Genomic DNA, 25,938 nt, shown 5'->3' with positions numbered 1-25,938 from the left:
CTGGCCGGTAGCCCTGGCATCCCCCTGGGTATCCGGATGGTCTGTCCCTAAAATAATCGGCCCGGCGGGCCACTAGGGCGCGCCGGGCCGCGACAGCCGCAAGGCCGGTCATTGGTTGCGTTGGTTCAACGCCTTGATGAGGCCGTCGATGCCGTCGCGGTTGATCTGCTGGGCGAACTGGTTGCGGTAGTTTTCGATGAGCCAGATGCCTTCGACGTTCATGTCGTAGATCTTCCAGCCCTGGGCCGTCTTTTCCAGGCGGTAGTCGACGCCCACCGGCTGGTCGTTGCCCTGGGAGATCAGGGTGCGTACGACCACGTCGTCGGCTTTGGGATCGCCACGGAACGGCAGCGCGCGCACCGTCGTGCTGGACGTGACGCGGGTCAGCGCGCCGCTGTAGGTGCGCACCAGCGTGCCGCGGAAGGCGTCGGCCAGTTCCTTTTTCTGCACGTCGTTGGCCTGGCGCCAGTAGCGGCCAGCGGCCAGGCGCGTGGTCTTCTGGAAGTTGACGTAGGGCAGGATGTGCTCGTTGACGACCTGATTGATGCGGGCGGGGTTGCCGGCCTTGACGGAGCCGTCGGCCTTCAGCACGTCCAGGGCCTCATTGGCCGTGGCGAGCACGAACTGGTCGGGAGAACCGTTGGGGTCGGGTTTGGCCTGCGCGCCGGCGGTCAGGCCCAGGGCTAGCAGGCCCGTGAAAACCAGACGCTGCAGGGAAACAAAAGAAACTCGCATCAAAACTCCTTACTTGTACTGGGGCGCAACCCCGCGGCTTACTTGGCCGCAGGTTGCGCCGCGGGTTGAGCCGCCGGCTGCGCGGCGGGGGCGGCGGCGTCCTCGTCGTCTTCGTAGTTGGGCAGCGAGGACTCGTCGTCCACCTTCTGGCCCAGCACCATGGCGGCGCGGCGCTGCAGATAGGCATCGCGCACGAAGCTGTAGGGATCGAGCGCGACGCGGTCGATGGTGTCGGTGGCGCTCAGCAGGCTGGCGCGCGTGTCGACCACGCGCAGGCCCCACAGCGAGTTGCGCAGGCGGACGTTGTCGATGGAATCGACGCCCATGTAGCCGTAGGTGGTGCCAGCGTAATCGCCGATCAGGCCAGCGCCGTCGCGTACCGACGACGAGCCGAAGAACGGCAGCACCAGGTACGGACCCTGGCTGAAGCCCCACACGCCCAGCGTGGTGCCGAAGTCGTTCGGGATGCGGCGCGCGCCATTGGCCGAGGCGACGTCGAAGCAGCCGCCCACGCCCATGGTGGTGTTGAACAGGAAGCGGCCCAGCGTGTTGACGAAGTCGTGGCCGCGGCCCTGCAGGAAGCTGTTGGCGCCGGACCAAAGGTCCCCGACGTTGCTGAAGATGTTGTGCACGCAGCTGCGCACCGGCTGCGGCGTGACGAAGGTATAGGCCTGCGCCACCGGCTTGAAGACGGCGCGGTCGACGGTGTCGTTGAATTTGTACACGCCCCGGTTGAAGCCTTCCCAGGGGTCGCGGGGATCCGGGTTCTGCGGCGCGGCGCAGCCTGCCATCAGCGCGCCCGCGGCGGCGACGGTGGCAATCCTGCAAATAGCTTTCTTGTTCATGATCAGGGCATCCCTATCAACGATTCTTATGATATTGCGTACCTTGGACGCGCTGCTGTTACCGCGTCTGTCGCATTGTCTTTAATTTGGCGTTTTCGCGGCGGGTTCCGACGCGCTCGAGCCTTGCTTCTCGGCCGACCCGTACAGGAACTGGCTGATCAGTTGTTCAAGCACCACGGCGCTTTGCGTGTAGCGGATCTTGCCGCCGTCGACAAAGTTTTCCTCTTCGCTGCCCGCGGTCAGGCCCAGGTATTGTTCACCCAGCAGGCCCGACGTCAGGATGGACGCCGAAGTGTCCTTGGGGAACTGATAGGCCGTTTCCAGGTTGACCGAGACGATCGCCTGGAAGGTCTTGTCATCGAACGAGATGCCGGCAACCCGGCCCACGACGACCCCCGCGCTCTTGACGGGCGCGCGCACCTTGAGGCCGCCTACGTTATCGAAGTTGGCCGTCAGCGTATAGGTCGGGGCGAAAGAAAAGGTGCTCAAGTTGCCGGCGCGCAACGCCAGGAACGCCAGCGCGACCGCGCCCAGCAATACAAACAGGCCTACCCAGAAGTCGGTTTTTTCGCGAGACATGATCGATCCGTATCAATTTCCAAACATCAAGGCGGTGAGCAGGAAGTCCAGCCCAAGTACCGCCAGGGAGCCCACCACCACGGTGCGAGTGGTCGCGCGGGCAACGCCTTCCGGGGTGGGCTTGGCCTGCCAACCCTCGTAGAGCGCGACCAGCGTCACCGTGACGCCGAAGACCAGGCTCTTGATGACGCCGTTGGCCACGTCTTTCCAGACGTCGACGCCGTTTTGCATCTGCGACCAGAACGCGCCGGCGTCCACGCCGATCAGCAGCACGCCCACGACCCAGCCGCCCAGGATGCCCACCATGGAGAACACCGCCGCCAGGATGGGCATGGCGATGATGCCGCCCCACAGGCGCGGCACCAGCACGCGGCGTATGGGGTCGACGGCCATGACTTCCATGGCCGCGAGTTGCTCGCCGGCTTTCATCAGGCCGATTTCCGCGGTGAGCGAGGTGCCCGCGCGGCCGGCGAACAGCAGCGCCGTGACCACGGGCCCCAGTTCCCGCACCAGCGACAGGGCCACCAGCAGGCCCAGCGCTTCTTCCGAACCGTAGCGGTTCAGCGTGTAATAACCCTGCAGCCCCAGCACGAAGCCCACGAACATGCCGGAGACGGCAATGATGAGCAGCGAGTAGTTGCCGATGAAATGGACCTGCTGCGACACCAGCCGCGGACGCGACAGCGCAATGCCGCTGCGCGCCAGCATGGCGCCGAAGAACCGGGTGAAGTAGCCGATGCCGGAAACGCGGGTACGTACCCAGCCGCCCAGCGCGCCGATGGCGTTGTTGGATCCGCTCATGCGCGGCGGCCCTCCTGTTGCGAAAGCCACTTCTTGAAAGCGGGCGTTTCGGGATACTGGAACGCGACGGGGCCGTCGGGCTCCCCTTTTAGGAACTGCTGCACGTAGGGGTCTTGCGAGGCCGACAGCATTTCCGGCGTGCCGGCGGCGGCAAGCTTGCCCTGCCCGACCAGGTACACCTGGTCCGCGATGGCGAACGATTCATGCACGTCGTGCGTGATCAGCACCGAGGCGCAGCCGAGCCGGTCGGCCAGGTTGCGGATCAGGCGGGCGGTGATGCCCAGCGAGATCGGGTCCAGCCCCGCAAACGGTTCGTCGTACAGAATGAGTTCGGGCTCCAGCACCACGGCGCGGGCCAGTGCCACGCGCCGGGCCATGCCGCCGGAGATTTCCGCTACTTTCAGGTGCGCGGCTGCGCGCAGGCCGACGGCGTCGAGCTTATCCAGCACGCGCTCGGTGACTTCGGGTTCCGTTAGTTTGGTGTGTTCGCGCAGCGGGAAGGCCACGTTCTCGAACACGTTCAGGTCGGTGAAAAGCGCGCCCTGTTGAAATAGGACGCCCATGCGCTTGCGCAGCGATTGCAGTTCGGTGCGGCTGACATGGGCCATGTCCTGGCCGAAGGCCAGCACCCGGCCCCGCTGCGCGGTGAGCTGGCCGGTGGCCGCGCGCAACAGCGTGGTCTTGCCCGAACCGGAGCCGCCCATGATGGCGACGACCTGGCCGGCGCGCACGTCCATGGAAATGTCGCGCAAGACGGTGAAATCACCATAGCCTAGCGCCACACCTTCCAGGCGCAGGGCGAAGTCCGGGGTCTTGCTGGTTTGAGCGGGCATGGGCAACGAAAGGGTGTTTCGGCGGCGGAGCTTGCCCTGCTGTCCGGTCGATGCAACCGGCAAAATTCATAGCCGGCGCGGCGAAGACAGGCGGCGTCGGGAAGCGCCCTGTTACTCATATGCCGGGGGCGAGACTAGGCCTGGGCTCCCGGCGGCGAGGCGCCATTGTAGCCCGACGCTTTGTAATCACAACGCGATAGCCCGCGCGTGGAACAGTGTTTTCGGTTCAGGGAACAATATGCTTAGCGCCGCGCCTGTGCCGTCGCAGTCTCCCGGACCAGCCGCGCGACCAGGTCGGCGGTGCTCTCGCGCCGCGCGAGCGGCGCGCCCTGGCCGGCCCACAGGGACAGCACATCGGTGTTGCCGGCCTTGCCGCCCGCCGTGCGCATGGGGCGCGTCAGCGCGTTCTGCAGGGGGTACGGCAGGATGTCGGCCGCGATGGCGTCGGCCTCGCGCATGAAGGCGTTTTCGATGCCGCGGGCGGGCCGTCCCGAGAACGCCCGGGTCACGCGCGATTGCTCCGCGCGGGAGGCAGGCAGCAGCGCCTTGTAGGCTTCATTGATGCCGGATTCCGTGGTGGTCAGAAAGGCCGTCCCCATTTGTGCCAGATCGGCGCCCAGGGCCAGCGCGGCGGCGATGCCGCGGCCGTCCATGATGCCGCCGGACGCAATAACAGGGACGGATACTGCGTCGGCGACCTGTGGCACCAGCGCCATGGTGCCGATCAACGATTCCTCGAAGCCGCCCAGGAAGGTGCCGCGGTGGCCGCCAGCCTCGGCGCCCTGCGCCACGATGGCGTCCACGCCGTCCTGTTCCAGCGCGACCGCCTCGCGCACGGTGGTGGCGGTACCCACGGTCAGGATGCCCAGCTCGCGGCAGCGCGCGATGGCCGCGGCCGGCATGCGGCCGAAGGTGAAGCTGAAGACGGCCGGCCGTACCCGCAGGATGGCCTCGATCTGTTGCGGCAGCGGGTCGGCCTGCGGGCCGGGCTCGGCGGGAGCCGGAAGGCCCAGCTGCTGGTGGTAGCGCGCCATCAGCGCCAGCATGCGGTCGGCGTCGCCGCGCATGGGTTCTTCCGGCACCGATGCGAACAGATTGATGGCGAACGGCAGCGGCGTGCGCGCGCGGATGTCGCGCGCCGCCGCCTCGATCTGCTCGGGACTCATGTAGGCCGCCCCGAGCGACCCCAGGACTCCCGCCTTCGATGCCTCGGAAACCAGCTCCACCGTCGTGGCGCCGCCGGCCATGGGGGCCTGGACGATGGGATGGTGCAGCTTGAGCAGATCAATCAGACGGGTAGCCATGGAATTTCTCCTGGAAGGTTACTGAAGCTGGATGTTCCCAGCCTTGATGACGTGGGCCCACTTCTCGGTTTCGCTCTTGATGAAGGCGCCGAATTCCTCGGGCGTGCCGCCGCCGGCCTGGCTGCCGGTGTCGGCGATGGCCTTTTGCACGTCCGGTTCCTTCAGGATGCGGTTGAACTCGGCATTGAGCTTGGCGATGATGGGCGCGGGCGTGCCGGCGGGGGCGACGATGCCCTGCCAGTTATAGGACTCGAAGCCCGGCAGGCCGGATTCGGCCATGGTCGGCACGTCGGGCAGCACGGCCAGGCGCTTGGCGGAGGTGACCGCGATGGGGTGGATCTTGGCGCCCTGGATCGCAGGCAGCGCGGAATAGCCCATTTCGAACATCATCGAGATATGCCCGCCCATGAGGTCGGTCGCCGCCAGGCTGCCGCCCTTGTACGGGACGTGGACGATGTCGATCTTGGCCTGCTCGCGGAACATTTCGCCGGACAGGTGGTGCGCGCCGCCCACGCCAGACGAGCCGAACGACAGCTTGCCGGGCTGCTTCTTGGCCAGCGCGATCAGGTCCGCCAGCGTCTTCACGGGCAGCTCGTTGTTCACGCTCAGCACCAGCGGGCTGTTCTCGATCAGGATGATCGGGGCCAGATCCTTCTGCGGATCGTAGGGCATGTCCTTCATCAGCGTCGGGTTGACCGCCATGGGCGCCAGGTTGCCCGTGCCGATGGTGTAGCCGTCGGGCGCGGCGCGCGCGATCAGGTTGGTGCCGACCACGCCGCCCGCGCCCGCCTTGTTCTCGACCACGATAGGCTGGCCCAGCGAGTCGCCCAGCTTGCGGGCCAGGAGGCGCACGCGGGTGTCGGCGAAGCCGCCCGGCGCGTAGGGCACGATCATGGTGATGGGCTTGGCCGGCCAGTCGGTGGTCTGGGCCTGGGCGGCGCCGCTGAAGGCGGTGGCGGCTGCCAGCGCGACAATAAGGGGACGCAACGATTTCATGCAGATGACTCCTGGTTTTGTTTTTAGTGTGAACGGGCCCGCGGGCCGATCGCATTATGCCCAGCGGCATTGTCATCTGTCGTGATCTTTCCCAAGCGCCACGCGGATAGCATCAGCAGCGCGGCGCTGGCCGCCAGCACCTGCGGCAGGCCGACGCTCCACTGCGCGGCCCAGGACGCCAGCAACGGTCCCAGGATCTGCCCGGCGGCGAACGCCGCGGTCATGAGGGCTGCCGCGCGCGGCGCGGAGGCACCCGCCGAGCGTCTGGCGGCCAGCATGCCCGCCTGCGTGATCACCATGAAGGTGCCGCCCACCAGCACAGCGGCCACGATCACGGCGGCGATGTGGTGCCAGACGGCCACGGCCAGCATGCCCAGCGCCATGAGAGCCTGGGCGGCGCGCCAGATTTGCACGCTGTCGCGGCCCCGCGCCAGGCGAGGCACCAGCAGGCAGGACACCGCCGCGGCCAGGCCGAACAGGGGCCAGGCCCAGCCGAAGATGGCCGGGTCGGGAATGATTTCCTTGGCCATCGCCGGCAGGAAGGTGGCTGGGACGATGTAGCCCACGCCGAACGCGCCGTAGTGCAGCGCCAGCGCAGGGATGTCGCGCGGCAGCCGGGCGGCGTGAGCCGCGCTGGCCGATCGCGCCGGCATTGGCGTGGCTTGGCGGCGCAGCCCTGACCAGGCGATTGCGGACAGCGCCAGCGCCAGCCCCCCCAGCGCGAGCCAGACCGTGTCGGCGCGCGCGCCCCACGCCGCCAGCGCCAGGCAGGCCAGCCCCGTCAGCGCAATGCCCGCGCCCACGCCGGCGTAGGTCACGGCGGACGCGCCCGCCTCGCGCGGATCGCCCGCAGGCACCGCCCGCCATGCCGCCACGCAGATGAAGGCGCTGGCGCTGGCGTAGCCTGCGGCCAGCCGCAGCGCGCACCACATTGCCATGCCGTGCCAGAGCGGCATGGCCAGCGTCAGCAGCGCCACCGCAAGCAGGCTGGCCGCCAGCGTGCCGCGCAACCGGCGGATGGGCCAGGCGACCGCCGCCAGCGCGCCCAGCAGATAGCCCACGTAATTGGCGGAGGCCAGCCAGCCGCCCTGCGCCAGCGACAGCCCGGCCTCCTGCGCCATCAGGGGCCAGACCGGCGTGAAGGCGAACCGGCCTATGCCCATGGCGGCGGCCAGGGCCAGCGCTGCGGGCCATGCCAGGGCAGCGGCGCCGCGCGAGGCGGAAGGGTAAATGGGCGTTGACATGGCCCCTACTCTACGGCTGTACTAATATCATTAATAGTGAATTATTAAGATAGCGAGTTCTCAAAATGAGAAACTTGGACCTCGATGCGCTGCAGATCTTCAAGGCGGTTGCCGATCAGGGCGGCGTGGCGCGCGCCGCTGCCCACCTGAACCGCGTGCAGTCCAATGTGTCGACGCGCCTGAAGCAGCTGGAGGCCTCGCTGGAGGCGCCGCTGTTCCGGCGCCAGAATCGCCGGCTGGTGCTGTCGGACCAGGGGCGGGTGTTGTTGTCCTACGCCGACCGCCTGCTGCGCCTGGCTGACGAAGCCCAGGCCGCGGTACGCGACGGTTCCCCGCAGGGCGTGCTGCGCATCGGCACCATGGAAAGTACGGCCGCCGCGCGCCTGCCGCCCATTCTGGCGGCCTATCACGCGGCCTGGCCGCAAGTGCGGATCGAACTGGTGACCGGCACGTCGGGGGCGCTGGCAGCCAAGGTGCGCAACTACGAGATCGAGGCCGCGTTCGTGGCGCAGCCCTTTCCGGCCGAGGGCTTGGCGGCGATGGATGCGTTCAAGGAAGAACTGGCGCTGATTTCGCCCTTGGCCTGGGACCCGATCGACAGCCCCAAGGATCTGGGAGAGCGCAGCGTGATCGCCTTCGCGGCGGGATGCTCATATCGGCGCATCCTGGAGTCCTGGCTGAACCAGGAAGGCGTCGCGCCGGGCAAGGTGATGGAGTTCGCCTCGTACCACGCCATCGTCGCCTGTGTGGCGGCGGGTTCGGGCGTGGCCATCGTGCCGCGTTCGGTGCTGGCGGTGCTGGGGGCGGAGCACACGGTGCGCATCGGCGCCCTGTCCGGCTCGCATGGCAGGGCCCTGACTCAGCTGGTCTGGCGCGCCGATGACGACACGCCGGCCTTGCAGGCCCTGCGGCACAAGCTCGATTCGCCGCAAGGCTGAGGCATGCCGCGCGTGATGCGCGGCCCTTTTGCGCTTAGAAGCGGTAGCCGACGCCCAGCGTCGCGACCCACGGATCGATGCGCGCGGTGCCGATGTGCTGGCCGTCCAGCTTCACCTTGGAGCGGATGTCGATGTAGCGGATGTCCGCGTTCATGAACCAGCGCTCGTTGATCTTGAAGTCCGCGCCCAGCTGCGCGGCCACGCCCCAGGAGTCGCCCAGCTTCAGGTCCGAGCCCTTCAGCGCGCCTTCGGCCTGGGTGTCGAAGAAGTGGGTGTAGTTGATGCCCACGCCGATGTAGGGCTGGATCATGCTGTCGGGCAGGATGTGCCATTGCAGGCTCAGCGTCGGCGGCAATTGCTTGGTCGAGCCGATCTTGCCCAGGCCGCTGCCGCTGACGTCATGCTGGAAGGGCCAGGCGCCCAGCAGTTCGATACCGATGTTGCGCGTGGCCATGTAGGTCAGCGTGAAGCTCGGGCGCACGTTGTTGCTCACGTCGAGTCCGACGCTGCCATTGAGCACGGTGCCGTTGTTGGACGAGGGGCGGACCTGCGTCACGCCGACCTTGAACAGCACGTCGCCCGCTTCGTGGGCGTGCGCGGGGGCGGCGAGCGTGCCAGCGGCGAGCAGGCCGGCGATGGCGGTGGCGCGGATACGGCCGTTCAGCGAAAACATTCTCTTCTCCGATCTTTCCATTGGGTGAGACGACAGGTTCTCAAACCTGGCGTCCGGCCCGCTTGATGTGTGTCAAATCGTGAAAAGACCGCAATCGGAAAGTGGTTATGTTGCAACAGGCCGGAGGGCAGGCAAAAAAATCGCCGCCGGCGCAATGCGCTCGGCGGCGATCCGGTTGAGCCTGATCGTGGCGATCAGCGCGGCAGTTCGCTGCTGCCCATGAGGTAGGCGTCCACCGAGCGCGCGCATTGGCGGCCTTCGCGGATGGCCCAGACCACCAGGGACTGGCCGCGGCGCATGTCGCCGGCGGTGAAGACCTTCTCGACGTTGGTGCGGTAGTCGTCGGTATTGGCGCGCACGTTGCCGCGCGCATCGCGGTCCACGCCGAAGGCGTCCAGCACCGTCTGCACGGGCGACACGAAGCCCATGGCCAGCAGCACCAGGTCGGCCTTGATCTCGAATTCAGAGCCTTCGACTTCGCGCATCTTCATTTGGCCGGTGGCTTCGTCCTTGAACCATTCGACGCGCGCGCCGATCAGCTTTTCGACCTTGCCATTGCTGCCCTGGAGCAGCTTGGTAGTCACGGACCAGTCGCGCTCGCAGCCTTCCTCGTGCGAGGACGAGGTGCGCATCTTCAGCGGCCAGTACGGCCAGGTCATGCTCTTGTTTTCGCTTTCCGGCGGTTGGGGCATCAGCTCGAATTGCGTGACCGAGGCTGCGCCGTGGCGGTTGCTGGTGCCGACGCAGTCGGAACCCGTGTCGCCGCCGCCGATCACCACCACGTGCTTGCCCTTGGCCAGCGTCTGGTTGGTGAGCCGGTCGCCCGCCACCGCCTTGTTCTGCTGGCGCAGGAAGTCCATGGCGAAGTACACGCCCGACAGCTCGCGGCCGGGAACCGGCAGGTCACGCGGCGTTTCCGAACCGCCGCTCATCACTACCGCGTCGAACTCGGCCAGCAGCGATTCCGGCGTGCGCACCGTCAGGCCGTCGGCCACGGGGTCGCTGGGATTGCCGATGTAGGTCGACGGCGCGAACTCCACGCCCTCGGCTTCCATCTGCGAGATGCGGCGGTCGATCTGGTGCTTTTCCAGCTTGAAGTCGGGGATGCCGTAGCGCAGCAGGCCGCCGATGCGGTCGCTCTTTTCGAACAGCGTCACCGAATGGCCGGCGCGGGCCAGCTGCTGCGCGCACGCCATGCCGGCGGGGCCGGAGCCCACCACGGCAACCTTCTTGCCGGTCTTGCGCGCCGGCACCTGCGGCGACACCCAGCCTTCGGCCCAGCCCTTGTCGATGATGGCGTGCTCGATGGACTTGATGCCGACAGCGTCGCTGTTGATGTTCAAGGTACAGGCAGCTTCGCAAGGCGCCGGGCAGATGCGGCCGGTGAACTCGGGGAAGTTGTTGGTGGAGTGCAGGACGTCCAGCGCGCGCTTCCAGTCCTGCCGGTACACCAGGTCATTCCAGTCCGGGATGATGTTGTTGACCGGGCAGCCGTTGTTGCAGAACGGGATGCCGCAGTCCATGCAGCGCGCCGCCTGCTGCTTGGCCTGGTCGTCGCTCAGGTGCAGCACGAATTCGCGCCAGTTCTTCAGCCGCTTCTGCGGGGCCTCGGAGGCCTCCTGCAGACGCTGAAATTCCATAAAGCCGGTAATCTTTCCCATGGTATCCCTCACGCAGCCAGTTGTTGCGGGTTGGCTGCACGCCACATTTCACCCAATGCGCGGCGGTAGTCCGTCGGCATGATTTTCACGAATTTGCCGCGCGAGGCTTCCCAGTCGCCCAGGATTTCGCGGGCGCGGAAGCTGCCGGTGTAGCGGAAGTGGTCTTCCACCAGGCGGCGCAGGATGGTTTCGTCGGTTTCGCGTTCACCGCCGCGCTGCGCGCTGTGCCAGACGTCGATGTTGTTCTGGGCAAGCTGTTCCGCGTGCGGCACGATGCTTTCCAGTTCGACCATGGACAGGTTGGCGCGCTGCTTGAGCGTGCGTTCCGGATCCCACACGTAGGCCACGCCGCCCGACATGCCTGCCGCGAAGTTGCGGCCCGTGGCACCCAGTACGACGACGGTGCCGCCGGTCATGTATTCGCAGCCGTGGTCGCCGGTGCCTTCCACGACGGTGGCCGCGCCCGAGTTGCGCACCGCGAAACGCTCGCCGGCCACGCCGTTGAAGAACGCCTCGCCCGCCAGCGCGCCGTACAGCACGGTGTTGCCGGCGATGATGTGGTCGGGGCCGAAGCCGCGGAAGTCGTTGGGCGAGCGCACGATGATGCGGCCGCCCGACAGGCCCTTGCCGACGTAGTCGTTGCCTTCGCCCACCAGGTCCATCGTGATGCCGTGGGCCAGGAACGCGCCGAAGCTTTGGCCGGCCGTGCCGTTGCACTGGATGTGGATGGTGTCGTCCGGCAGGCCATCATGGCCGTAGCGCGCGGCCACCGCGCCCGACAGCATGGCGCCGATGGTGCGGTTGCGGTTGCGCACCGGGACGATGAACGAGACCTTCTCGCCGCGTTCCAGCGCGGGCTTGCTGCGCTCGATCAACTGGTGGTCCAGCGCGCCGGCCAGGCCGTGGTCCTGCTCTTCGGTCTGGCGCACGTCGGCGTCGGATTGCGTTTGATGGAACACGCGGGCGAAGTCCAGGCCCTGGGCCTTCCAGTGCTCCACGCCCGAACGCATGTCCAGCAGATCGGCGCGGCCGATCAGGTCGTCGAACTTGCGGATGCCCAGCTGGGCCATGATTTCGCGGACTTCCTCGGCGATGAAGAAGAAGAAGTTCACGACGTGCTCGGGCTTGCCCTGGAATTTCTTGCGCAAGACCGGGTCTTGCGTGGCCACGCCCACCGGGCAGGTGTTCAGGTGGCACTTGCGCATCATGATGCAGCCTTCCACGACCAGCGGCGCGGTCGCGAAGCCGAACTCGTCGGCGCCCAGGAGCGCGCCGATGACGACGTCGCGGCCGGTCTTCATCTGGCCGTCGGCCTGCACGCGGATGCGGCTGCGCAGGCGGTTGAGCACCAGCGTCTGTTGCGTCTCGGCCAGGCCCAGTTCCCAGGGCGTGCCCACGTGCTTGATGGACGACACCGGGGAGGCGCCCGTGCCGCCGTCATGGCCGGCGATCACGACATGGTCGGCCTTGGCCTTGGCCACGCCCGCGGCCACCGTGCCCACGCCGACTTCCGACACCAGCTTGACCGATACCGAGGCCTTGGAATTCACGTTCTTCAGGTCGTGGATCAGCTGGGCCAGGTCTTCGATGGAATAGATGTCATGGTGCGGAGGGGGCGAGATCAGGCCCACGCCCGGCACCGAGTAGCGCAGCTTGGCGATGTATTCCGACACCTTGTGGCCAGGCAGCTGGCCGCCTTCGCCGGGCTTGGCGCCTTGCGCCATCTTGATCTGGATCTGGTCGGCCGACGACAGGTATTCGGCGGTCACGCCGAAACGGCCCGAGGCCACCTGCTTGATCTTCGAACGCAGCGAATCGCCCTTCTTCAGTTCGACGTCCGCTTCGATGCGGTCCGAGCCCAGCACCGAGGCCAGCGTGTCGCCGTCCTTGATGGTGCTCTTGCCTTCGCGCATTTCGGCGCGGTAGCGCAGTTCGTCCTCGCCGCCTTCGCCGGTGTTGGACTTGCCGCCGATGCGGTTCATGGCCACGGCCAGCACCGAGTGCGCTTCGGTGGAGATCGAGCCCAGCGACATGGCGCCGGTGGCGAAACGCTTGACGATGTCCTTGGCGGATTCGACGTCGTCCAGCGGAATCGCGCGCGACGGATCGAAGCGGAACTCGAACAGGCCGCGCAGCGTCATGTGGCGGCGGCTCTGGTCGTTGATGATCTGCGCGTACTCCTTGTACGTGCGGTAGTTGTTGGCGCGCGAAGCGTGCTGCAGCTTGGCGATGGAATCCGGCGTCCACATGTGCTCTTCGCCGCGTACGCGATAGGCGTATTCGCCGCCCGCGTCCAGGTCGTTGGCCAGTACCGGATCGGTGCTGAAGGCGGCGCGGTGCTGGCGCAGCGCTTCCTCGGCCACCTGGAAAATGCCGATGCCTTCGATGTTGGAGGCGGTGCCGGTGAAGTACTTGTTCACCAGCGCGGTCTGCAGGCCCACGGCTTCGAAGATCTGCGCGCCGGTATAGGACATGTAGGTGGAAATGCCCATCTTGGACATGACCTTGTTCAGGCCCTTGCCGATGGCCTTGATGAAGTTCTTGACCGCCTTTTCGGGGTCGTTCATCTTGCCCAGCGATTCCAGCGCCAGGTAGGGGTGGATGGCTTCCGCGCCGTAGCCGCCCAGCAGCGCGAAATGGTGCACTTCGCGCGCCGAGCCGGTTTCCACGACCAGGCCGGTGTTGGTGCGCAGACCGGCGCGGATCAGGTGCTGGTGGACCGCGGACGTCGCCAGCAGCGCGGGGATGGCCACGCGCTCGCTGTCGACCAGGCGGTCGGACACGATCAGGATGTTGTAGCCGCTGCGCACCGCGTCCACGGCGCGCGCGCACAGCGCGGCCACGCGGGCTTCGATGCCCTCGGGGCCCCAGGCGGCGGGATAGGTGATGTCCAGCTCGAAGCTGCGGAACTTCTTGCCCGTGACCTGCTCGATGTCGCGGATCTGAGCCATGGCGGCGAAGTCCAGCACCGGCTGCGACACTTCCAGGCGCAGCGGCGGGTTGACGTTGTTGATGTCCAGCAGGTTCGGCTTGGGGCCGATGAAGGACACCAGCGACATCACCAGCTGTTCGCGGATGGGGTCGATCGGCGGGTTCGTGACCTGCGCGAACAATTGGCGGAAGTAGTTGTAGAACGGCTTGGCGCGATCGGACAGCACGGCCAGCGGCGCGTCGTTGCCCATCGAGCCGATGACTTCCTCGCCCGTCGTGGCCATCGGTTCCAGGATGAACTTGTAGTCTTCCTGGGTCCAGCCGAAGGCCTGCTGGCGGTCCAGCAGCGACACCTGCGACTGCGTGGCGACGGCGGCCTGGCGCGGGGCCGGCAGCGATTCCAGCTTGATCTGCAGGCGTTCGATCCACTGGCGGTACGGCCGGCTGTTGGCCAGCTGCAGCTTAATCTCGGCGTCGTCGATGATGCGGCCTTGTTCCAGGTCGATCAGGAACATCTTGCCCGGTTGCAGGCGCCACTTCTTGACGATGCGGTTCTCGGGGATGGACAGGGTGCCGGCTTCGGAAGCCAGGATGACCATGTCGTCATCGGTGACCAGGTAGCGGGCCGGGCGCAGGCCGTTGCGATCCAGCGTGGCGCCGATCTGGCGGCCATCGGTGAACGCAACCGCGGCGGGGCCGTCCCACGGCTCCATCATGGCGGCGTGGTACTCGTAGAAAGCGCGGCGGCTTTCGTCCATCTGCGTGTGCTGTTCCCAGGCTTCCGGGATCATCATCATCATGGCGTGGGCCAGCGAGTAGCCCGAATTCACCAGCAGTTCCAGGCAGTTGTCGAACGTGGCGGTGTCCGACTGGCCTTCGTAGACGATGGGGTACAGCTTCTTCAGGTCGTCGCCCAGCACGGCCGACTGCATCATGCCTTCGCGCGCGCGCAGCCAGTTGAAGTTGCCCTTGACCGTGTTGATTTCGCCGTTGTGGGCAATCATGCGGTACGGGTGGGCCAGCGGCCAGGCGGGGAACGTGTTGGTCGAGAAGCGCTGGTGCACCAGCGCCAGGGCCGACACCGTGCGCGGGTCGGCCAGGTCGCGGTAGTAGCGGCCGACCTGGTCGGCCAGCAGCAGGCCCTTGTAGACCACGGTGCGCACCGAGGCCGAGGGCACGAAGTATTCCTTGCCGTGCGCCAGATGCATGTTCTGGATGGCGTGGCTGGCGGTCTTGCGGATCACGTACAGCTTGCGCTCCAGCGCGTCCGGCACCATCACGTCGGCGCCGCGGCCGATGAACAGCTGGCGGATCACGGGTTCGCAGGCGCGCACGGCAGGCGACATGGGCATGTCCACGTCCACCGGCACGTCGCGCCAGCCCAGGACGACCTGGCCTTCGGCGCGCACGGAGCGTTCCAGCTCCTGTTCGCAGGCCAGGCGCGAGGCCGTTTCCTTGGGCAGGAACACCATGGCCACGCCGTACTCGCCGGGAGGCGGCAGCGTGATGCCTTGATGGCCGAGCTCGTCGCGATAGAGCGCGTCGGGAATCTGGATCAGGATGCCGGCGCCGTCGCCCATCAGCTTGTCCGCGCCGACCGCGCCGCGGTGGTCCAGGTTTTCCAGGATCTTCAGGCCCTGCTGGATGATGGCGTGGCTTTTCTTGCCCTTGATGTGGGCGACGAAACCGACGCCGCAGGCGTCATGCTCGTTCTTGGGGTTGTACAGGCCCTGGGCGGAAGGCAGCCCGATGCGGCTGGCATCGATGGGGGTCGCCTTGGGCGGGGGACAGGAGTCGATCGGGGTAATTTGGGGCATGGCGCGCTCCGCAGTGGGCCTGCGTCGTAATGTTGCAGTGCAGGAGACGGACAATACCCCCGACATGAGTAGGGTGCAATAGGAATAAATAGGGTATGTCCCCTATTTTTAATATGTACTGTCATTGATAGTTAATTCGGTGACGCATCAAGAGCTGCGCCAAATGGGCCTCGCCAGGAGGGTATGCACCAGTAAGGTGCTCGCTCATGCGACAAAGCGCCGTTTTTCTTGTTATATGTCCCCATTTATTTGGGGGATTTTGATAGCTGCGGCTGGCGCCGGCGTTGCGGAAACGCCAATGCGCACGGCGGTCTGCGCCGTAGTGGTGCGCCACAATGAAAGAACCCGCCGTTCAGGCGGGTCCGTAATCAGGAGGAGGTCGACGTGGGCGTCGTGGTGGGCGGCGAGGAACTCGGTTCCGCGTCGGTAGACGCCGCCGCCGGCTTCTTGCGCGGACGTCCGCGCTGGCCAGGTGCGACCCGGCGGCTGGCGGTATGGGCCAGGCTGGCGATGAAGGCGGGACCGCCCAGCGCCCATTGTCCGGAGACAGCCTGGTCGATGCGCTGCGTTTCCTCGCGCGACAGGCCGTCCTGCAAGCGCTTGCGGTAATTGGCCTGGCGGTCGAACGGGGTATTGCCACAGGCCCAGTAGTCTGCGTGGTCCGACTGCCATTGCGCGGGCGCAGCGGTGGTGTTGCCGGTATGGCTGGAAGCGGACGACCAGGGCCAGGAATCGGGATCCTGCGAGGCGCCGCTGCGCACCGGGTAGGTTTCGAGCCAGACCAGCGACGGCAGCACCCAGGCGCCCGGTTCCAGCAAGGCAGAGCGGTAGCGGCCGGCGAAGACCCGGCCGCCGCGCAGGCGCGCCGCAAGGTTGCGGCCCAGCGTCTGCATCAGGCGCGGCAGGCCTTCCTCGTCCGCGGGCGTGGCCAGCAGCAGGATGCGGTCGTTGGCAAGCAGCCAGCCGTGAACCGAGACTCGGTGGCGTTGGGCGGATTCGCCCAGCCACGTGGCCAGTTGGTTCAATATGTCGGCCGGCGCGGGCTGCGACGGCGCCGCCAGCGGCTGGATGAAGTTGGCCTGCACCAGTTGGGGCAGCCCAGGGGCGTACAGACGGGGCAGACGGGCCATAGTGTCAGGACTTGCGCATTTGGAAGAACGGGTTGTCTTCGCTCACGGTATATAAATAGTGCCACGGTGGGCGCTGGTCAAGTCCCGTGATCATGGTCAGGGCAGGAAATCGCTTTTTTTCTGTCGTTCGTACCCCATAAAGCCCAGGTTAACATTCGGCGACGGAACGTCGTACCGTGGATATCCCCTAATCCGCGAGACGTTCTTTCCCATCATTCCGACCGGAGGAAAGCAATGGCAGTCGCCCTGGAACTCATTTCGCAGCATCGCTGCTTCGGCGGCTGGCAGCGCTATTACCGCCACGAGTCCGCGGAGATCGGCCTGCCCATGCGCTTCTCCGTCTACCTGCCGCCGCAGGCCGAGCAAGGCCCGGTTCCGGTGCTCTTCTACCTGGCGGGCCTGACCTGCACGGAAGAGACCTTCATGATCAAGGCGGGCGCCCAGCGCCTGGCCGCCGAGCTCGGCGTCATGCTGGTCACCCCGGACACCAGCCCGCGCGGCGCCAACGTGGCCGGCGAGGACGAAAGCTGGGACCTGGGCACCGGCGCGGGCTTCTACGTGGACGCCACCACCCCCGCCTGGCGCGACCGCTACCGCATGTACAGCTACGTGACGCAGGAACTGCACGGCATCGTCACGGGCGAGGCCCTGCCCGGCGACGCGTCGCGCACCGGCATCTTCGGCCATTCCATGGGCGGCCACGGCGCGCTGGTGCTGGCGCTGCGCAACCCCGGCAAGTTCCGCTCGGTGTCGGCGTTTGCGCCCATCGCCGCGCCCAGCCAGTGCCCCTGGGGCAAGAAGGCGTTCGGCGCCTACCTGGGCGACAGGACCGAGGATTGGGCCGCGTACGACGCATCCGCGCTGATGCGCGGCGCCACCAACCCGTTTCCCGCTGGCATCCTGATCGATCAAGGCGAGTCGGATCAATTCCTGGCCGAACAGTTGTATCCCGAGGTATTCGAGGCAGCCTGCGCCGCCGCTGGCCAGCCGCTGGACCTGCGGCGCCATCCGGGCTACGACCATGGCTACTACTTCATCTCGACGTTCATCGAGGATCACATCCGGTTTCACGTCGAGCGGCTTGGAAAACCGGCGCCCTGAGGGCGCGCTTCTATACTGGCGGGCCTGCCGCGGCAGGCTGCTTGCGCGCCCCGGCGCGCCGCCTGCGGTCTGTGCTCAATAGGAACGCCTGATTTGATCAACGGAATCGCTCCCTTCGTCTGGATACTGCTGGGCGCCGTCGTCGTCCTGCTGCCGGGCATCGTCATGCTGCTGGGCCGCGGCGGCCCGCGAGACGAGCGCGGCCGCAGGATGTTCCAGTTCCGGCCGGTGCGCCGCCTGTTTGGCCTGATGCTGGTGCTGCTGGGATGCGTGTCGGGCCTGCTGGCCCTTTCGCTGGTGCAATTCTTCCGCCTGACGACCGATGAGCCGGTGGCGCATATTGAAGTGCGGCAGGTGGCCGACGGCCAGTTCCAGCTCAACGCCAGCGCGCCTGGCACCGGCACCAAGCAGTACGTCCTCTACGGGGATCAGTGGCAGATCGATGCGCGGGTCGTGCGCTGGCGCCTGCCGGCGCTGATGGCCGGCGTGCCGCCGCTGTACCGGCTGGAGCGCCTGTCCGGCCGCTATAGCGATGCGGCGCGGGAAGCCTCGGCCACGCGCTCGGTCCACGCGCTGGACGACTGGCCGGCGCCGGATCTGGCATCGCTGAAGAAGAATTTCCCGAACTGGTTCCCGTTCGTCGATGTCCAATTTGGCAGCGCTGCGTATATGCCGCTGTTCGATGGCGCCCGCTACCAGGTGTTGATGGATCCGCGCGGGGCGCTGTTCGTGCGGCCCGACGGCGAAGCTACGGCCGAGGGCTTGAAGCGGCTGGGCTGGTAGGACAAGCCGCAACCGCGTTCGGATTCAGGGGCTGGCCATCCGCCGGCAGCGCTCGTTTGTCCCACGGCGGCAAACCACCCCGAAAAAATAAACGGGGACGCAAGGCGACGAATGAAACTTTGACGCGCCGCAATAGTCGAATTAGCACTCCCAATACTAGAGTGCTAACATCGAATCCATGTCGTTATCCCTTCGCCATCCGGAGACCCCCGCTATGAAGCAACCCAGTACCTCGTTGGCCGCTACCGGCAACGCCCTGGCGTTGGCCATTGCCAATCCGGGCGCACTTGGCACGATCGACGCTTATATCTCCTCGGTCAACCGCCTGCCGGTCTTGTCCGCGGAACGTGAAACCGAGCTAGGCCGCCGCCTGCGCGACCAGGAAGACCTGGGCGCCGCGCGTGAACTGATTCTGTCGCACCTGCGCCTGGTGGTGTCGGTGGCGCGTCAGTACCTGGGCTATGGATTGCCGCATGCCGACCTCATCCAGGAAGGCAACGTGGGTCTGATGAAGGCCGTCAAGCGCTTCGACCCCGAGCGCGGCGTGCGCCTGGTGTCGTTCGCCGTGCACTGGATCAAGGCCGAAATTCACGAGTACATCATCCGCAACTGGCGGCTGGTGAAGGTCGCGACGACCAAGGCCCAGCGCAAGCTGTTCTTCAACCTGCGCAGCATGCGCCCCGACGGCCAGACGCTGGATCCGGAACAGGTCGACCACATCGCGCGCGAACTGAACGTGCGCCGCGAAGACGTGAGCGAAATGGAAGTGCGCCTGTCCGGCCGCGACATGTCGCTGGAAAACCAGGACGATGACGATGACAGCTACGCGCCCATCGCCTACCTGTCCGACGAGGGCCGCCAGGAACCCACCCGGGTGCTGGAACGCGCCGCCCGCGACCAGCTGCAAAGCGCCGGCCTGACCGACGCGCTGCAAGCGCTGGATCCGCGTTCGCGCCGCATCGTCGAGGCCCGCTGGCTGCAGGACGACGGCGGCGCCACGCTGCACGAACTGGCGCAGGAGTTCGGCGTGTCGGCCGAGCGCATCCGCCAGATCGAAGCGGCCGCCCTGAAGAAGATGCGCGGCAACCTGGCCTCTTGAGGCGCTTGTCGAACCATGCGAAGGGCCGCGATCAGCGGCCCTTTTGCTTTTCCGGCGCGCCGCGACCGCGCATGAATATATTGATACAAATTCGGGCGGAAATTTTGCGCGGCGCGAGAAACTTAATGAGGATCGCACCGCCTAACTTCATGTAGACCGCGAACTTCGGTTAGCAGTCTTGTCATCCGTCTCGGCTTCTCCTCTTTCCCCTCCCCTATGAGACGGATGCTTGCGGGGCACCATGCATACCTGGTGCCCCGTTTTTTATGCGCGTCCGGTTCGCGCCTGCACCGGACTCAAGCGGCCAACGCCGTGCGCAGCCGGAGCAAGAAGCCCGGCTTGTCTAGGCCGCCTGGGCGTTGTCGGAGGCCGTCATGGCGCCATGCCACAGCGCGTCCTGCACGCGCCGTACGCCGGTCGCCATCGAACCGTCCTGGTACAGCTTGATCCAGCGGTAGCCGGGCGCCATGTTGTCCACCACGTGCTTGCCGTCGCGGATGCTGAACTGGAAGCAGGTCGACGGCGTGGCCAGCAGGCGCAGGTTGTGGCGGCGGCGGTCGAACTCATGGTGCACATGGCCCCACAGCAGCACGCGGACCTGCGGCCAGCGCGCCAGCAGCTTGAACAGGGCCTGCGGGTTGTCGATCATCATCGAATCGTGCCAATGGCTGTCGATCTGCATGGGGTTGTGATGCATGGCGACCAGCGTGTGGCGGCCCGGAGCCTCGGCCAGCGCGGCCTCCAGCAGGTCGAGCTGGCTCGCGGGCAGATGGCCGGCGTTGGAACCGGGCACGGTGGTGTCCAGCGTGACCACGCGCCAGGCGCCCACGTCCGTCACCGGAACCGACCATTGCGGCAGTTCCTGGCGCATCACGGCCGGCAGATCATGGTTGCCGGGCAGACAGCGGATGCAGGCCTGCGCCAGCGCCGGCGCCTCGGACAGGACGCGCGCCAGCCGGCGATAGGCCGCGGCTTCGCCGTCCTGGGACATGTCGCCGGTCGCCAGCAGCAGATCGGGATGCTTGCCGTCCGCCTCGATCTGGCGCAGCACCGCGCGCAGGCTGGCGTCCGTGTTGACGCCCAGCATCGAGGTTTCAGGTTCGCCGAACAGATGGCTGTCGGTCAGCTGGACCAGCATGGCGGGCGCGTCGTCGCGCCGGGTCAGGGAATGAATCCGGGCCAAGTGCCGCTCCTGCAAAGTTTGTGCGATTCCACATTACCCAAAAAACACGGCGCGACGCGTATCGCTTGTCCGCATTGGGGTAACGAAACGTGCATTCTCCACGATTCCTGGTAGTTCCTGCTCCGGTCCGGGAGGAAAAAGCCGCTATTCTTGTGGAACTTCACACAAGCTCCACCCACAGAACATGGATGTAGGTTTTCTCGTATTCGGCCTGGCGGGTCTGTTGACGCTGGTCTGCTTCATGCCACCCCTGGCCGGCCGCCTCAAGCTGCCCTATTCGGTGCTGCTGGCCATCGTCGGCTGTCTGCTGGGCATCATCGTGCACGTCCACGGCTGGGCGCCCAGCTGGATCGGCGACTTCCTGGATTCGCTGGAACGCTTCGAGATTTCGTCCGAAACCTTCCTGATGGTGTTCCTGCCGGTGCTCTTGTTCGAGACCGCGCTGTCCATGAACGTGCGGCGCTTGATGGACGATATCGGACCCATCCTCATGATGGCCATCGTGGCCGTGGTGGTCTGTACCGTGGTGGTCGGCGTCACGCTGGACGCCATTTCGCCCTACGGCTTGGTGGTCTGCCTGCTGCTGGGCGCCATCGTCGCCACCACCGACCCCGTGGCGGTGGTGGGCATCTTCCGCGAAGTGGGCGCGCCCAAGCGCCTGACCACCCTGGTCGAAGGCGAAAGCCTGTTCAACGACGCGGCCTCCATTGCCCTGTACTCCGTGCTGTTGGCCGTGCTGGGCGGCCATGGCGAACTCACCGCCAGCGGCATCTTCAACGACTTCATCGTGCACTTCATCGGCGGCGGCCTGGCGGGTTTCGCCATGGGCCGGCTGGCCTGCTTCCTGTTCGCCTGGCTGCGCGGCTTTCCCACCGCGGAAATCACGCTGACCCTGACGCTGGCCTATCTGTCCTTCTTCATTTCCGAGCACTACCTGAACGTGTCGGGCGTGGTCGCCACCGTGATCGCGGGCCTGGTGGTGGGATCCACCGGCCGCACGCGCATGTCGCCGACCACCTTCGAATACCTGTCCAGCGCCTGGGAGCAGTTCGGCTTCTGGGCCAACTCGCTGATCTTCCTGTTCGCGGCCATGCTGATCCCCAAGCTGATGGCGGCCGCCGACTGGCAGGAACTGGCGCTGGTGGCCGTGGTGTTCGTGGCGACGCTGGTCGCGCGCGCCATCGTCGTCTTCGGTCTGTTGCCGCTGCTGGGCCTGACTCGGCTGGGGACCAAGGTCAGCAGGCCCTACAAGGTTGTCATGCTGTGGGGCGGCCTGCGCGGCGCGGTGTCGCTGGCGCTGGCGCTGGCCGTGACGGAGCAGACCGGGGTGGCCGAAGAGGCGCGCCAGTTCATCGCGGTGGCCACCACCAGCTATGTGCTGCTGACCTTGTTCATCAACGGCATCAGCCTGCGGCCGCTGATTCGCATGCTGGGCCTGAACCAGTTGTCGCCGGTGGAGCGCACCATCCGCAACCAGGCGCTGGCCGTGGCGCTGGAAGACCTGCAGGGCAAGACCGAAGAGGTCGCCAAGACCGAGCATATCGGCACCGAGGTCCGCGACCGCATTCGCGCCGTGTTCGACGCCAGCCTGACCAGCGTGCATGACGGCCAGGTCAGCCAGATGACGGACGACCAGCGCGTGGCGGTGGGGCTGGCCATCGTGGCCCAGCGCGAAGAGGAAATGTTCTTCGACATCCTGAAGGCGCAGATCGTGGACTGGCGCATGGCCGAAACGCTGCTGGCGCGGGCCGAACGGCTGGAGGACGCGATCCGGCTGGGCGGCATTCCGGGTTTTGAGCGCGCCATCGTTGCCGACGTGCGCTATTCCACCGGTTTCCGGCTGGCCTTGCGGCTGCATTACCTGTTCGGCTTCCAGGGCTGGCTGGCGCGTGAACTGGGCCAGCGCTTCGCCAACCTGATGAGCAAGCGGTCGGTCGCGCAGCGCCTGATCGCCTTCGCGCGCGAACAGATCACGCCCCTGCTGGGCGAGGACGCCACGCAGCGCATCGTGTCCCTGCATCAGCGCCGCCTGGACCTGATCGAAAACGCCATGCAGGCCCTCAACCTGCAATATCCGTCTTATGCCCAGTGGCTGCAGGAAAGCTACCTGGGCCGCGTGGCCCGCGAAATGGAGCGCATCCGCTACCGCGACATGCTTGAGCAGTTCCTGATCAGCGGCGAGGTCTACGCCGACCTGATGGCGCAGTTGAAGAGCCGCTGGGCCCACATCGACAAGCACCCGCCGCTGGACATCGAAATGAGCGCGGCGGACCTGATCAAGCGCGTGCCGCTGTTCGAAGGCCTGTCCGCCGATTCCCTGCGGGCCATCAGCAAGCTGCTCAAGCCACGCCTGGCGCTGCCGGACCAGCGCGTGCTGAACAAGGGCCGCCATGGCGAAGAAATGTGTTTCGTGGCCTCGGGCGCCGTGGCCGTGCACCTGCCGGACAACACCATGATCGAACTGGGCAGCGGTGAATTCTTCGGCGAACTCGGCCTGCTGGGCGAACAGCAGCTGATGCCGGAGGTGACGTCGCTGGGTTACAGCAAGCTGCTGATGCTGTCCTCGCGCGATTTCCACGCCCTGCTGGCGCGCGACGAGCATCTGCGTGAACGTATCCAGGTCGTGGCCAAGCAACGCCTGCGCGCAATCGAGGTGTGGAAGCAGTTTTCGCAGGCCAATGCCGCGCCCGCCCCGGTCCCCGCGCCGGCCTCGGCGCCGAGCCCGGCCCAGGCCGCCGAGGCCGCGGAAGCGGCGGGCGCTGCGTCCGGCACCGATACCCAAGCGGCGCGCGAAGCCGCGGGGGCGGATGCGCCGCCTGCAAGCGGCCTGCCAGGGAATCTCGCCGGCAACGTCACGGACACCCCGGCGCTGGGCGAGCCGGGCATCGTTCCGCGTTGATTCAGGAGTCGTGGCGGCCCGCGCAGCCGCGGGCCGCGAGGCTCAGGCCGGGATTTCGCCGGCCGCGCGGCGTTGCATGATGTCTTCGATGATCACCAACGCCGCTTCCAGCGTGAATTCGCCTTCCGCAACCTGGCGCACGGCCGTGGCCGCGTCGATGGTGGCGATCTCCATCACCTCGCCGTCCCGGTTGGCAGGACGGGCATCGGCTGCCAGCACGCAGGTGCTGGTCAGGACATCCTCGACCTGATAGCCCTCGGGCAGTCGGCGGTGGATGCGCAGGATGGTGCGCAGGGGCGAGCGCCGCGTCAGGTCGGGCGCGTCCAGGCCCGCCTCTTCGCCGCATTCGCGCACCAGCGCCAGTTCCAGGTCTTCGCGGCTGCCGGCCAGGCCGCCGACCAAGGTGTCCCACATACCGGGATCGGTCGATTTGCTGAGCGCGCGCCGCGCGACCCACAGGCGGCCATCCGGCGTCCATGCGTTCAGATGCACGGCCTTGGTGAGCAGGCCCAGCGGCCGCACCGCCGCGCGTTCGATCACGCCCAGCGGCTCGTCGCCGTCCAGAACATCCAGCAATTCGTCGCGCCAGCCACGTAGGCAGTTGGCTTGGCGCAACAGTTGCGCGGCCTGTTCGAGCACGCCGTTCAGGTCTGCGCCGGGCTGCAGGTCCGCGCCGATGCGCAGGCTTGCGCCGTCCGTTGCGATGCCGGGCGCATCGCGCAATGCGTCGCACGCCGCATGCGTGGCCCAGCCGCAGCGACGCCCCGCTATATATAAAGCGCGCGCGCCTTCCGGGGCGGGCTCTTGCGCGCGGGCGCGCAGGTCGGCGTACAAGTCGGACAACTGCTTGGGCATCGTGGAACCGTGGTGATGATGTTGCCGACGATTTTATGCCACCCTGTTTATCGCGCGCGGTCAAGGGGCGCGCGGAGATGGGGGCGGGCCTGACGAATTCAAGGGCACTAACTTACATCTATTTGCGCGTCCGCTATAATCCGCCAGTTTCTTTGTGATTTCGAGTGGGAACGACAGGGGCCGCTCTATCTCCCCGTCACGCCCTACCATCTAATAATTGCGCGTTGCCCGGTTCCGGTGACTTCCGCCACTAGCGAACGGACCTTCGCGCCGTGTTTCGAGGTAAGCATGAAGAAGTGGAGAGGGATACTGGGGGCTTGTGCGATGCTGATTGGCAGCGTGGCAGGTGCTCAGGTGCAAGATATGCCCGGCGGCCCGAAGGTCAATCAGCTCAATCTGCATGAAGGCGTGACGGCAATCTCGCGCGACATCATGTGGTTGCATTGGATGCTGCTCACGATCTGTATCGTGATCTTCATCGGCGTCTTCGGAGTGATGTTCTACTCCATCTGGGCGCATCGAAAATCCCGTGGTCATAAAGCCGCGACCTTCCATGAGCATCTGGGCGTGGAAGTCGCCTGGACCGTCATTCCGTTCATCATCGTCATCGCCATGGCGCTGCCCGCCACCAAGACGGTGGTTGCGATGAAAGACACTTCCAGCGCCGACCTCACCGTGAAGGTCACCGGCTACCAATGGAAGTGGGGCTACGAGTACCTCGACGGCTCGGCCACCGGCATCAAGTTCCTTTCCACGCTCTCGACCCCGCGCGCTCAGATCGAGAACCGCGAACCCAAGGGCGAGTTCTACCTGATGGAAGTGGACAACCATCTGGTCGTCCCGGTGAACAAAAAGATCCGCATCGTGCTGACCGCGGCCGACGTCATCCACTCGTGGATGATTCCGGACTTCGGCGTCAAGCAGGACGCCATACCCGGCTTCCTGCGCGACACCTGGTTCAACGCCGACAAGCCTGGTATCTACCGTGGCCAGTGCGCGGAACTGTGCGGCAAGGATCACGCATTCATGCCCATCGTCGTGGAAGTCATGGCGCAAGCCGACTACGATAAGTGGGTTGAAGACCAAAAGAAGAAGATGGCGGCAAACGCCGACGATCCCAATAAAGAGTGGACGGAAGCCGAACTGGTTGCCCGCGGCGAAAAGGTTTTCGCGGCGAATTGCGTTGCCTGTCACCAGGCCAATGGCAAGGGCATCCCGGGCAGTTTCCCCCCGCTCGACGGAGACAAGGTTGTTCTGGGCCCGAAGGCCGAACAGATCAACACCGTGCTGAAGGGCAAGCCCGGCACCGCGATGGCGGCATTCGGCGGGCAGCTCAACGATGTCGAAATCGCAGCGGTCATCAGCTATACGCGCCATGCCTGGAGCAATGCAGGCAAGGGGCAGGACCCGACGGTTCTACCGAAGGACGTGCAGGCTGCGCGCTGATTGCGCGCGCCTCGCCACACCCTCGCAGAACCGGTTCCGTTTAGTTAGAGATACCCTGCCGGCCCCGTCGATCGGGCCCGGCACT

The 25,938-nt window shown here is 66.3% G+C and carries 20 protein-coding genes; 6 read left to right on the top strand and 14 right to left on the bottom strand.

All coding sequences use genetic code 11. The features are described 5' to 3' along the window. Positions 1-108: 108 nt before the first annotated feature. From ACM1PE_RS28045 to ACM1PE_RS28010, 8 genes are all read right to left on the bottom strand, one after another. Positions 109-735 (bottom strand): MlaC/ttg2D family ABC transporter substrate-binding protein, encoded by a 627-nt coding sequence (locus ACM1PE_RS28045; protein WP_059376820.1) that lies wholly within the window; start codon positions 733-735, stop codon positions 109-111. A 38-nt stretch (positions 736-773) separates the two neighbouring features. Next, positions 774-1,580 (bottom strand): VacJ family lipoprotein, encoded by an 807-nt coding sequence (locus ACM1PE_RS28040; RefSeq protein ID WP_059376823.1) that lies wholly within the window; start codon positions 1,578-1,580, stop codon positions 774-776. Positions 1,581-1,661: 81 nt separating this feature from the next. Next, positions 1,662-2,159 (bottom strand): outer membrane lipid asymmetry maintenance protein MlaD, encoded by a 498-nt coding sequence (gene mlaD, locus ACM1PE_RS28035; RefSeq protein ID WP_059376825.1) that lies wholly within the window; start codon positions 2,157-2,159, stop codon positions 1,662-1,664. Between the two features lie 12 nt (positions 2,160-2,171). Continuing rightward, positions 2,172-2,960 carry a lipid asymmetry maintenance ABC transporter permease subunit MlaE gene (gene mlaE / locus ACM1PE_RS28030; protein ID WP_013390959.1) on the bottom strand — a complete coding sequence of 263 codons (789 nt, stop codon included), beginning with the start codon at positions 2,958-2,960 and terminating at the stop codon, positions 2,172-2,174. Next, on the bottom strand, positions 2,957-3,793 hold the full coding sequence (locus tag ACM1PE_RS28025; RefSeq protein ID WP_059376827.1) for an ABC transporter ATP-binding protein: 837 nt from the start codon (positions 3,791-3,793) through the stop codon (positions 2,957-2,959). Before ACM1PE_RS28025 ends, mlaE begins: the two co-directional genes overlap by 4 nt. Positions 3,794-4,035: 242 nt before the next feature. Beyond that, complete coding sequence (locus ACM1PE_RS28020) at positions 4,036-5,097, bottom strand: NAD(P)H-dependent flavin oxidoreductase (RefSeq protein WP_419341693.1); 1,062 nt, start codon at positions 5,095-5,097, stop codon at positions 4,036-4,038. A gap of 18 nt (positions 5,098-5,115) precedes the next feature. Next, the gene (locus ACM1PE_RS28015; RefSeq protein ID WP_059376832.1) at positions 5,116-6,093 is read right to left on the bottom strand and encodes a tripartite tricarboxylate transporter substrate binding protein; all 978 of its coding nucleotides are present in this window, start codon (positions 6,091-6,093) and stop codon (positions 5,116-5,118) included. Between the two features lie 23 nt (positions 6,094-6,116). Further along, positions 6,117-7,337 (bottom strand): YbfB/YjiJ family MFS transporter, encoded by a 1,221-nt coding sequence (locus tag ACM1PE_RS28010; protein WP_419341690.1) that lies wholly within the window; start codon positions 7,335-7,337, stop codon positions 6,117-6,119. A 65-nt stretch (positions 7,338-7,402) separates the two neighbouring features. Between ACM1PE_RS28010 and ACM1PE_RS28005 the strand changes: the two genes are divergently transcribed. Next, positions 7,403-8,275, top strand: coding sequence for a LysR family transcriptional regulator (locus tag ACM1PE_RS28005; RefSeq protein ID WP_118933491.1), 873 nt, complete (start codon positions 7,403-7,405; stop codon positions 8,273-8,275). 34 nt (positions 8,276-8,309) lie between these two features. Here ACM1PE_RS28005 and ACM1PE_RS28000 read toward each other — a convergent pair whose 3' ends face one another. From ACM1PE_RS28000 to ACM1PE_RS27985, 4 genes are all read right to left on the bottom strand, one after another. Continuing rightward, positions 8,310-8,948: an OmpW/AlkL family protein gene (locus tag ACM1PE_RS28000; protein WP_059376841.1), complete on the bottom strand. Its 639-nt coding sequence runs from the start codon at positions 8,946-8,948 to the stop codon at positions 8,310-8,312. Between the two features lie 194 nt (positions 8,949-9,142). Next, complete coding sequence (locus ACM1PE_RS27995) at positions 9,143-10,609, bottom strand: glutamate synthase subunit beta (protein WP_059376843.1); 1,467 nt, start codon at positions 10,607-10,609, stop codon at positions 9,143-9,145. A gap of 8 nt (positions 10,610-10,617) precedes the next feature. Then, the gene (locus tag ACM1PE_RS27990) at positions 10,618-15,357 is read right to left on the bottom strand and encodes a glutamate synthase-related protein (protein ID WP_059376846.1); all 4,740 of its coding nucleotides are present in this window, start codon (positions 15,355-15,357) and stop codon (positions 10,618-10,620) included. A gap of 368 nt (positions 15,358-15,725) precedes the next feature. After that, positions 15,726-16,487, bottom strand: coding sequence for a hypothetical protein (locus ACM1PE_RS27985; RefSeq protein ID WP_059376848.1), 762 nt, complete (start codon positions 16,485-16,487; stop codon positions 15,726-15,728). 234 nt (positions 16,488-16,721) lie between these two features. On the opposite strand from ACM1PE_RS27985, the gene fghA reads away from it, so the two are divergent. From fghA to rpoH, 3 genes are all read left to right on the top strand, one after another. Continuing rightward, positions 16,722-17,588 carry an S-formylglutathione hydrolase gene (gene fghA / locus ACM1PE_RS27980; RefSeq protein WP_419341686.1) on the top strand — a complete coding sequence of 289 codons (867 nt, stop codon included), beginning with the start codon at positions 16,722-16,724 and terminating at the stop codon, positions 17,586-17,588. 93 nt (positions 17,589-17,681) lie between these two features. Beyond that, positions 17,682-18,371, top strand: coding sequence for a hypothetical protein (locus tag ACM1PE_RS27975; RefSeq protein ID WP_059376854.1), 690 nt, complete (start codon positions 17,682-17,684; stop codon positions 18,369-18,371). 214 nt (positions 18,372-18,585) lie between these two features. Next, positions 18,586-19,470 carry an RNA polymerase sigma factor RpoH gene (rpoH, locus tag ACM1PE_RS27970; RefSeq protein ID WP_373429037.1) on the top strand — a complete coding sequence of 295 codons (885 nt, stop codon included), beginning with the start codon at positions 18,586-18,588 and terminating at the stop codon, positions 19,468-19,470. 343 nt (positions 19,471-19,813) lie between these two features. On the opposite strand, the gene cpdA is transcribed toward rpoH, so the two are convergent. After that, the gene (gene cpdA / locus ACM1PE_RS27965) at positions 19,814-20,653 is read right to left on the bottom strand and encodes a 3',5'-cyclic-AMP phosphodiesterase (RefSeq protein WP_059376857.1); all 840 of its coding nucleotides are present in this window, start codon (positions 20,651-20,653) and stop codon (positions 19,814-19,816) included. 184 nt (positions 20,654-20,837) lie between these two features. Here cpdA and ACM1PE_RS27960 point away from each other — a divergent pair, with 184 nt between their 5' ends. Then, on the top strand, positions 20,838-23,552 hold the full coding sequence (locus ACM1PE_RS27960; protein WP_059376860.1) for a cation:proton antiporter: 2,715 nt from the start codon (positions 20,838-20,840) through the stop codon (positions 23,550-23,552). A gap of 42 nt (positions 23,553-23,594) precedes the next feature. Here ACM1PE_RS27960 and ACM1PE_RS27955 read toward each other — a convergent pair whose 3' ends face one another. Next, on the bottom strand, positions 23,595-24,407 hold the full coding sequence (locus tag ACM1PE_RS27955) for an NUDIX hydrolase (RefSeq protein ID WP_059376863.1): 813 nt from the start codon (positions 24,405-24,407) through the stop codon (positions 23,595-23,597). A 288-nt stretch (positions 24,408-24,695) separates the two neighbouring features. Here ACM1PE_RS27955 and coxB point away from each other — a divergent pair, with 288 nt between their 5' ends. Next, positions 24,696-25,853, top strand: coding sequence for a cytochrome c oxidase subunit II (gene coxB / locus ACM1PE_RS27950; RefSeq protein WP_059376871.1), 1,158 nt, complete (start codon positions 24,696-24,698; stop codon positions 25,851-25,853). The last annotated feature ends 85 nt before the right edge of the window (positions 25,854-25,938 follow it).

Source organism: Achromobacter sp. PD1 (assembly GCF_048541815.1).
Lineage (GTDB): Bacteria > Pseudomonadota > Gammaproteobacteria > Burkholderiales > Burkholderiaceae_B > Achromobacter > Achromobacter bronchisepticus_A.
Note: the sequence above shows the minus strand (reverse complement) of the source record. Positions and strands in the feature narration are given on the sequence as shown.

Excerpts from the sequence above, each read along its gene's own strand:
- ACM1PE_RS28045 (WP_059376820.1), bottom strand. The coding sequence starts at position 735 with ATGCGAGTTTCTTTTGTTTCCCTGCAGCGTCTGGTTTTCACGGGCCTG.
- ACM1PE_RS28040 (WP_059376823.1), bottom strand. The coding sequence starts at position 1,580 with ATGAACAAGAAAGCTATTTGCAGGATTGCCACCGTCGCCGCCGCGGGC.
- mlaD (WP_059376825.1), bottom strand. The coding sequence starts at position 2,159 with ATGTCTCGCGAAAAAACCGACTTCTGGGTAGGCCTGTTTGTATTGCTG.
- mlaE (WP_013390959.1), bottom strand. The coding sequence starts at position 2,960 with ATGAGCGGATCCAACAACGCCATCGGCGCGCTGGGCGGCTGGGTACGT.
- ACM1PE_RS28025 (WP_059376827.1), bottom strand. The coding sequence starts at position 3,793 with ATGCCCGCTCAAACCAGCAAGACCCCGGACTTCGCCCTGCGCCTGGAA.
- ACM1PE_RS28020 (WP_419341693.1), bottom strand. The coding sequence starts at position 5,097 with ATGGCTACCCGTCTGATTGATCTGCTCAAGCTGCACCATCCCATCGTC.
- ACM1PE_RS28015 (WP_059376832.1), bottom strand. The coding sequence starts at position 6,093 with ATGAAATCGTTGCGTCCCCTTATTGTCGCGCTGGCAGCCGCCACCGCC.
- ACM1PE_RS28010 (WP_419341690.1), bottom strand. The coding sequence starts at position 7,337 with ATGTCAACGCCCATTTACCCTTCCGCCTCGCGCGGCGCCGCTGCCCTG.
- ACM1PE_RS28005 (WP_118933491.1), top strand. The coding sequence starts at position 7,403 with ATGAGAAACTTGGACCTCGATGCGCTGCAGATCTTCAAGGCGGTTGCC.
- ACM1PE_RS28000 (WP_059376841.1), bottom strand. The coding sequence starts at position 8,948 with ATGTTTTCGCTGAACGGCCGTATCCGCGCCACCGCCATCGCCGGCCTG.
- ACM1PE_RS27995 (WP_059376843.1), bottom strand. The coding sequence starts at position 10,609 with ATGGGAAAGATTACCGGCTTTATGGAATTTCAGCGTCTGCAGGAGGCC.
- ACM1PE_RS27990 (WP_059376846.1), bottom strand. The coding sequence starts at position 15,357 with ATGCCCCAAATTACCCCGATCGACTCCTGTCCCCCGCCCAAGGCGACC.
- ACM1PE_RS27985 (WP_059376848.1), bottom strand. The coding sequence starts at position 16,487 with ATGGCCCGTCTGCCCCGTCTGTACGCCCCTGGGCTGCCCCAACTGGTG.
- fghA (WP_419341686.1), top strand. The coding sequence starts at position 16,722 with ATGGCAGTCGCCCTGGAACTCATTTCGCAGCATCGCTGCTTCGGCGGC.
- rpoH (WP_373429037.1), top strand. The coding sequence starts at position 18,586 with ATGAAGCAACCCAGTACCTCGTTGGCCGCTACCGGCAACGCCCTGGCG.
- ACM1PE_RS27960 (WP_059376860.1), top strand. The coding sequence starts at position 20,838 with ATGGATGTAGGTTTTCTCGTATTCGGCCTGGCGGGTCTGTTGACGCTG.
- ACM1PE_RS27955 (WP_059376863.1), bottom strand. The coding sequence starts at position 24,407 with ATGCCCAAGCAGTTGTCCGACTTGTACGCCGACCTGCGCGCCCGCGCG.
- coxB (WP_059376871.1), top strand. The coding sequence starts at position 24,696 with ATGAAGAAGTGGAGAGGGATACTGGGGGCTTGTGCGATGCTGATTGGC.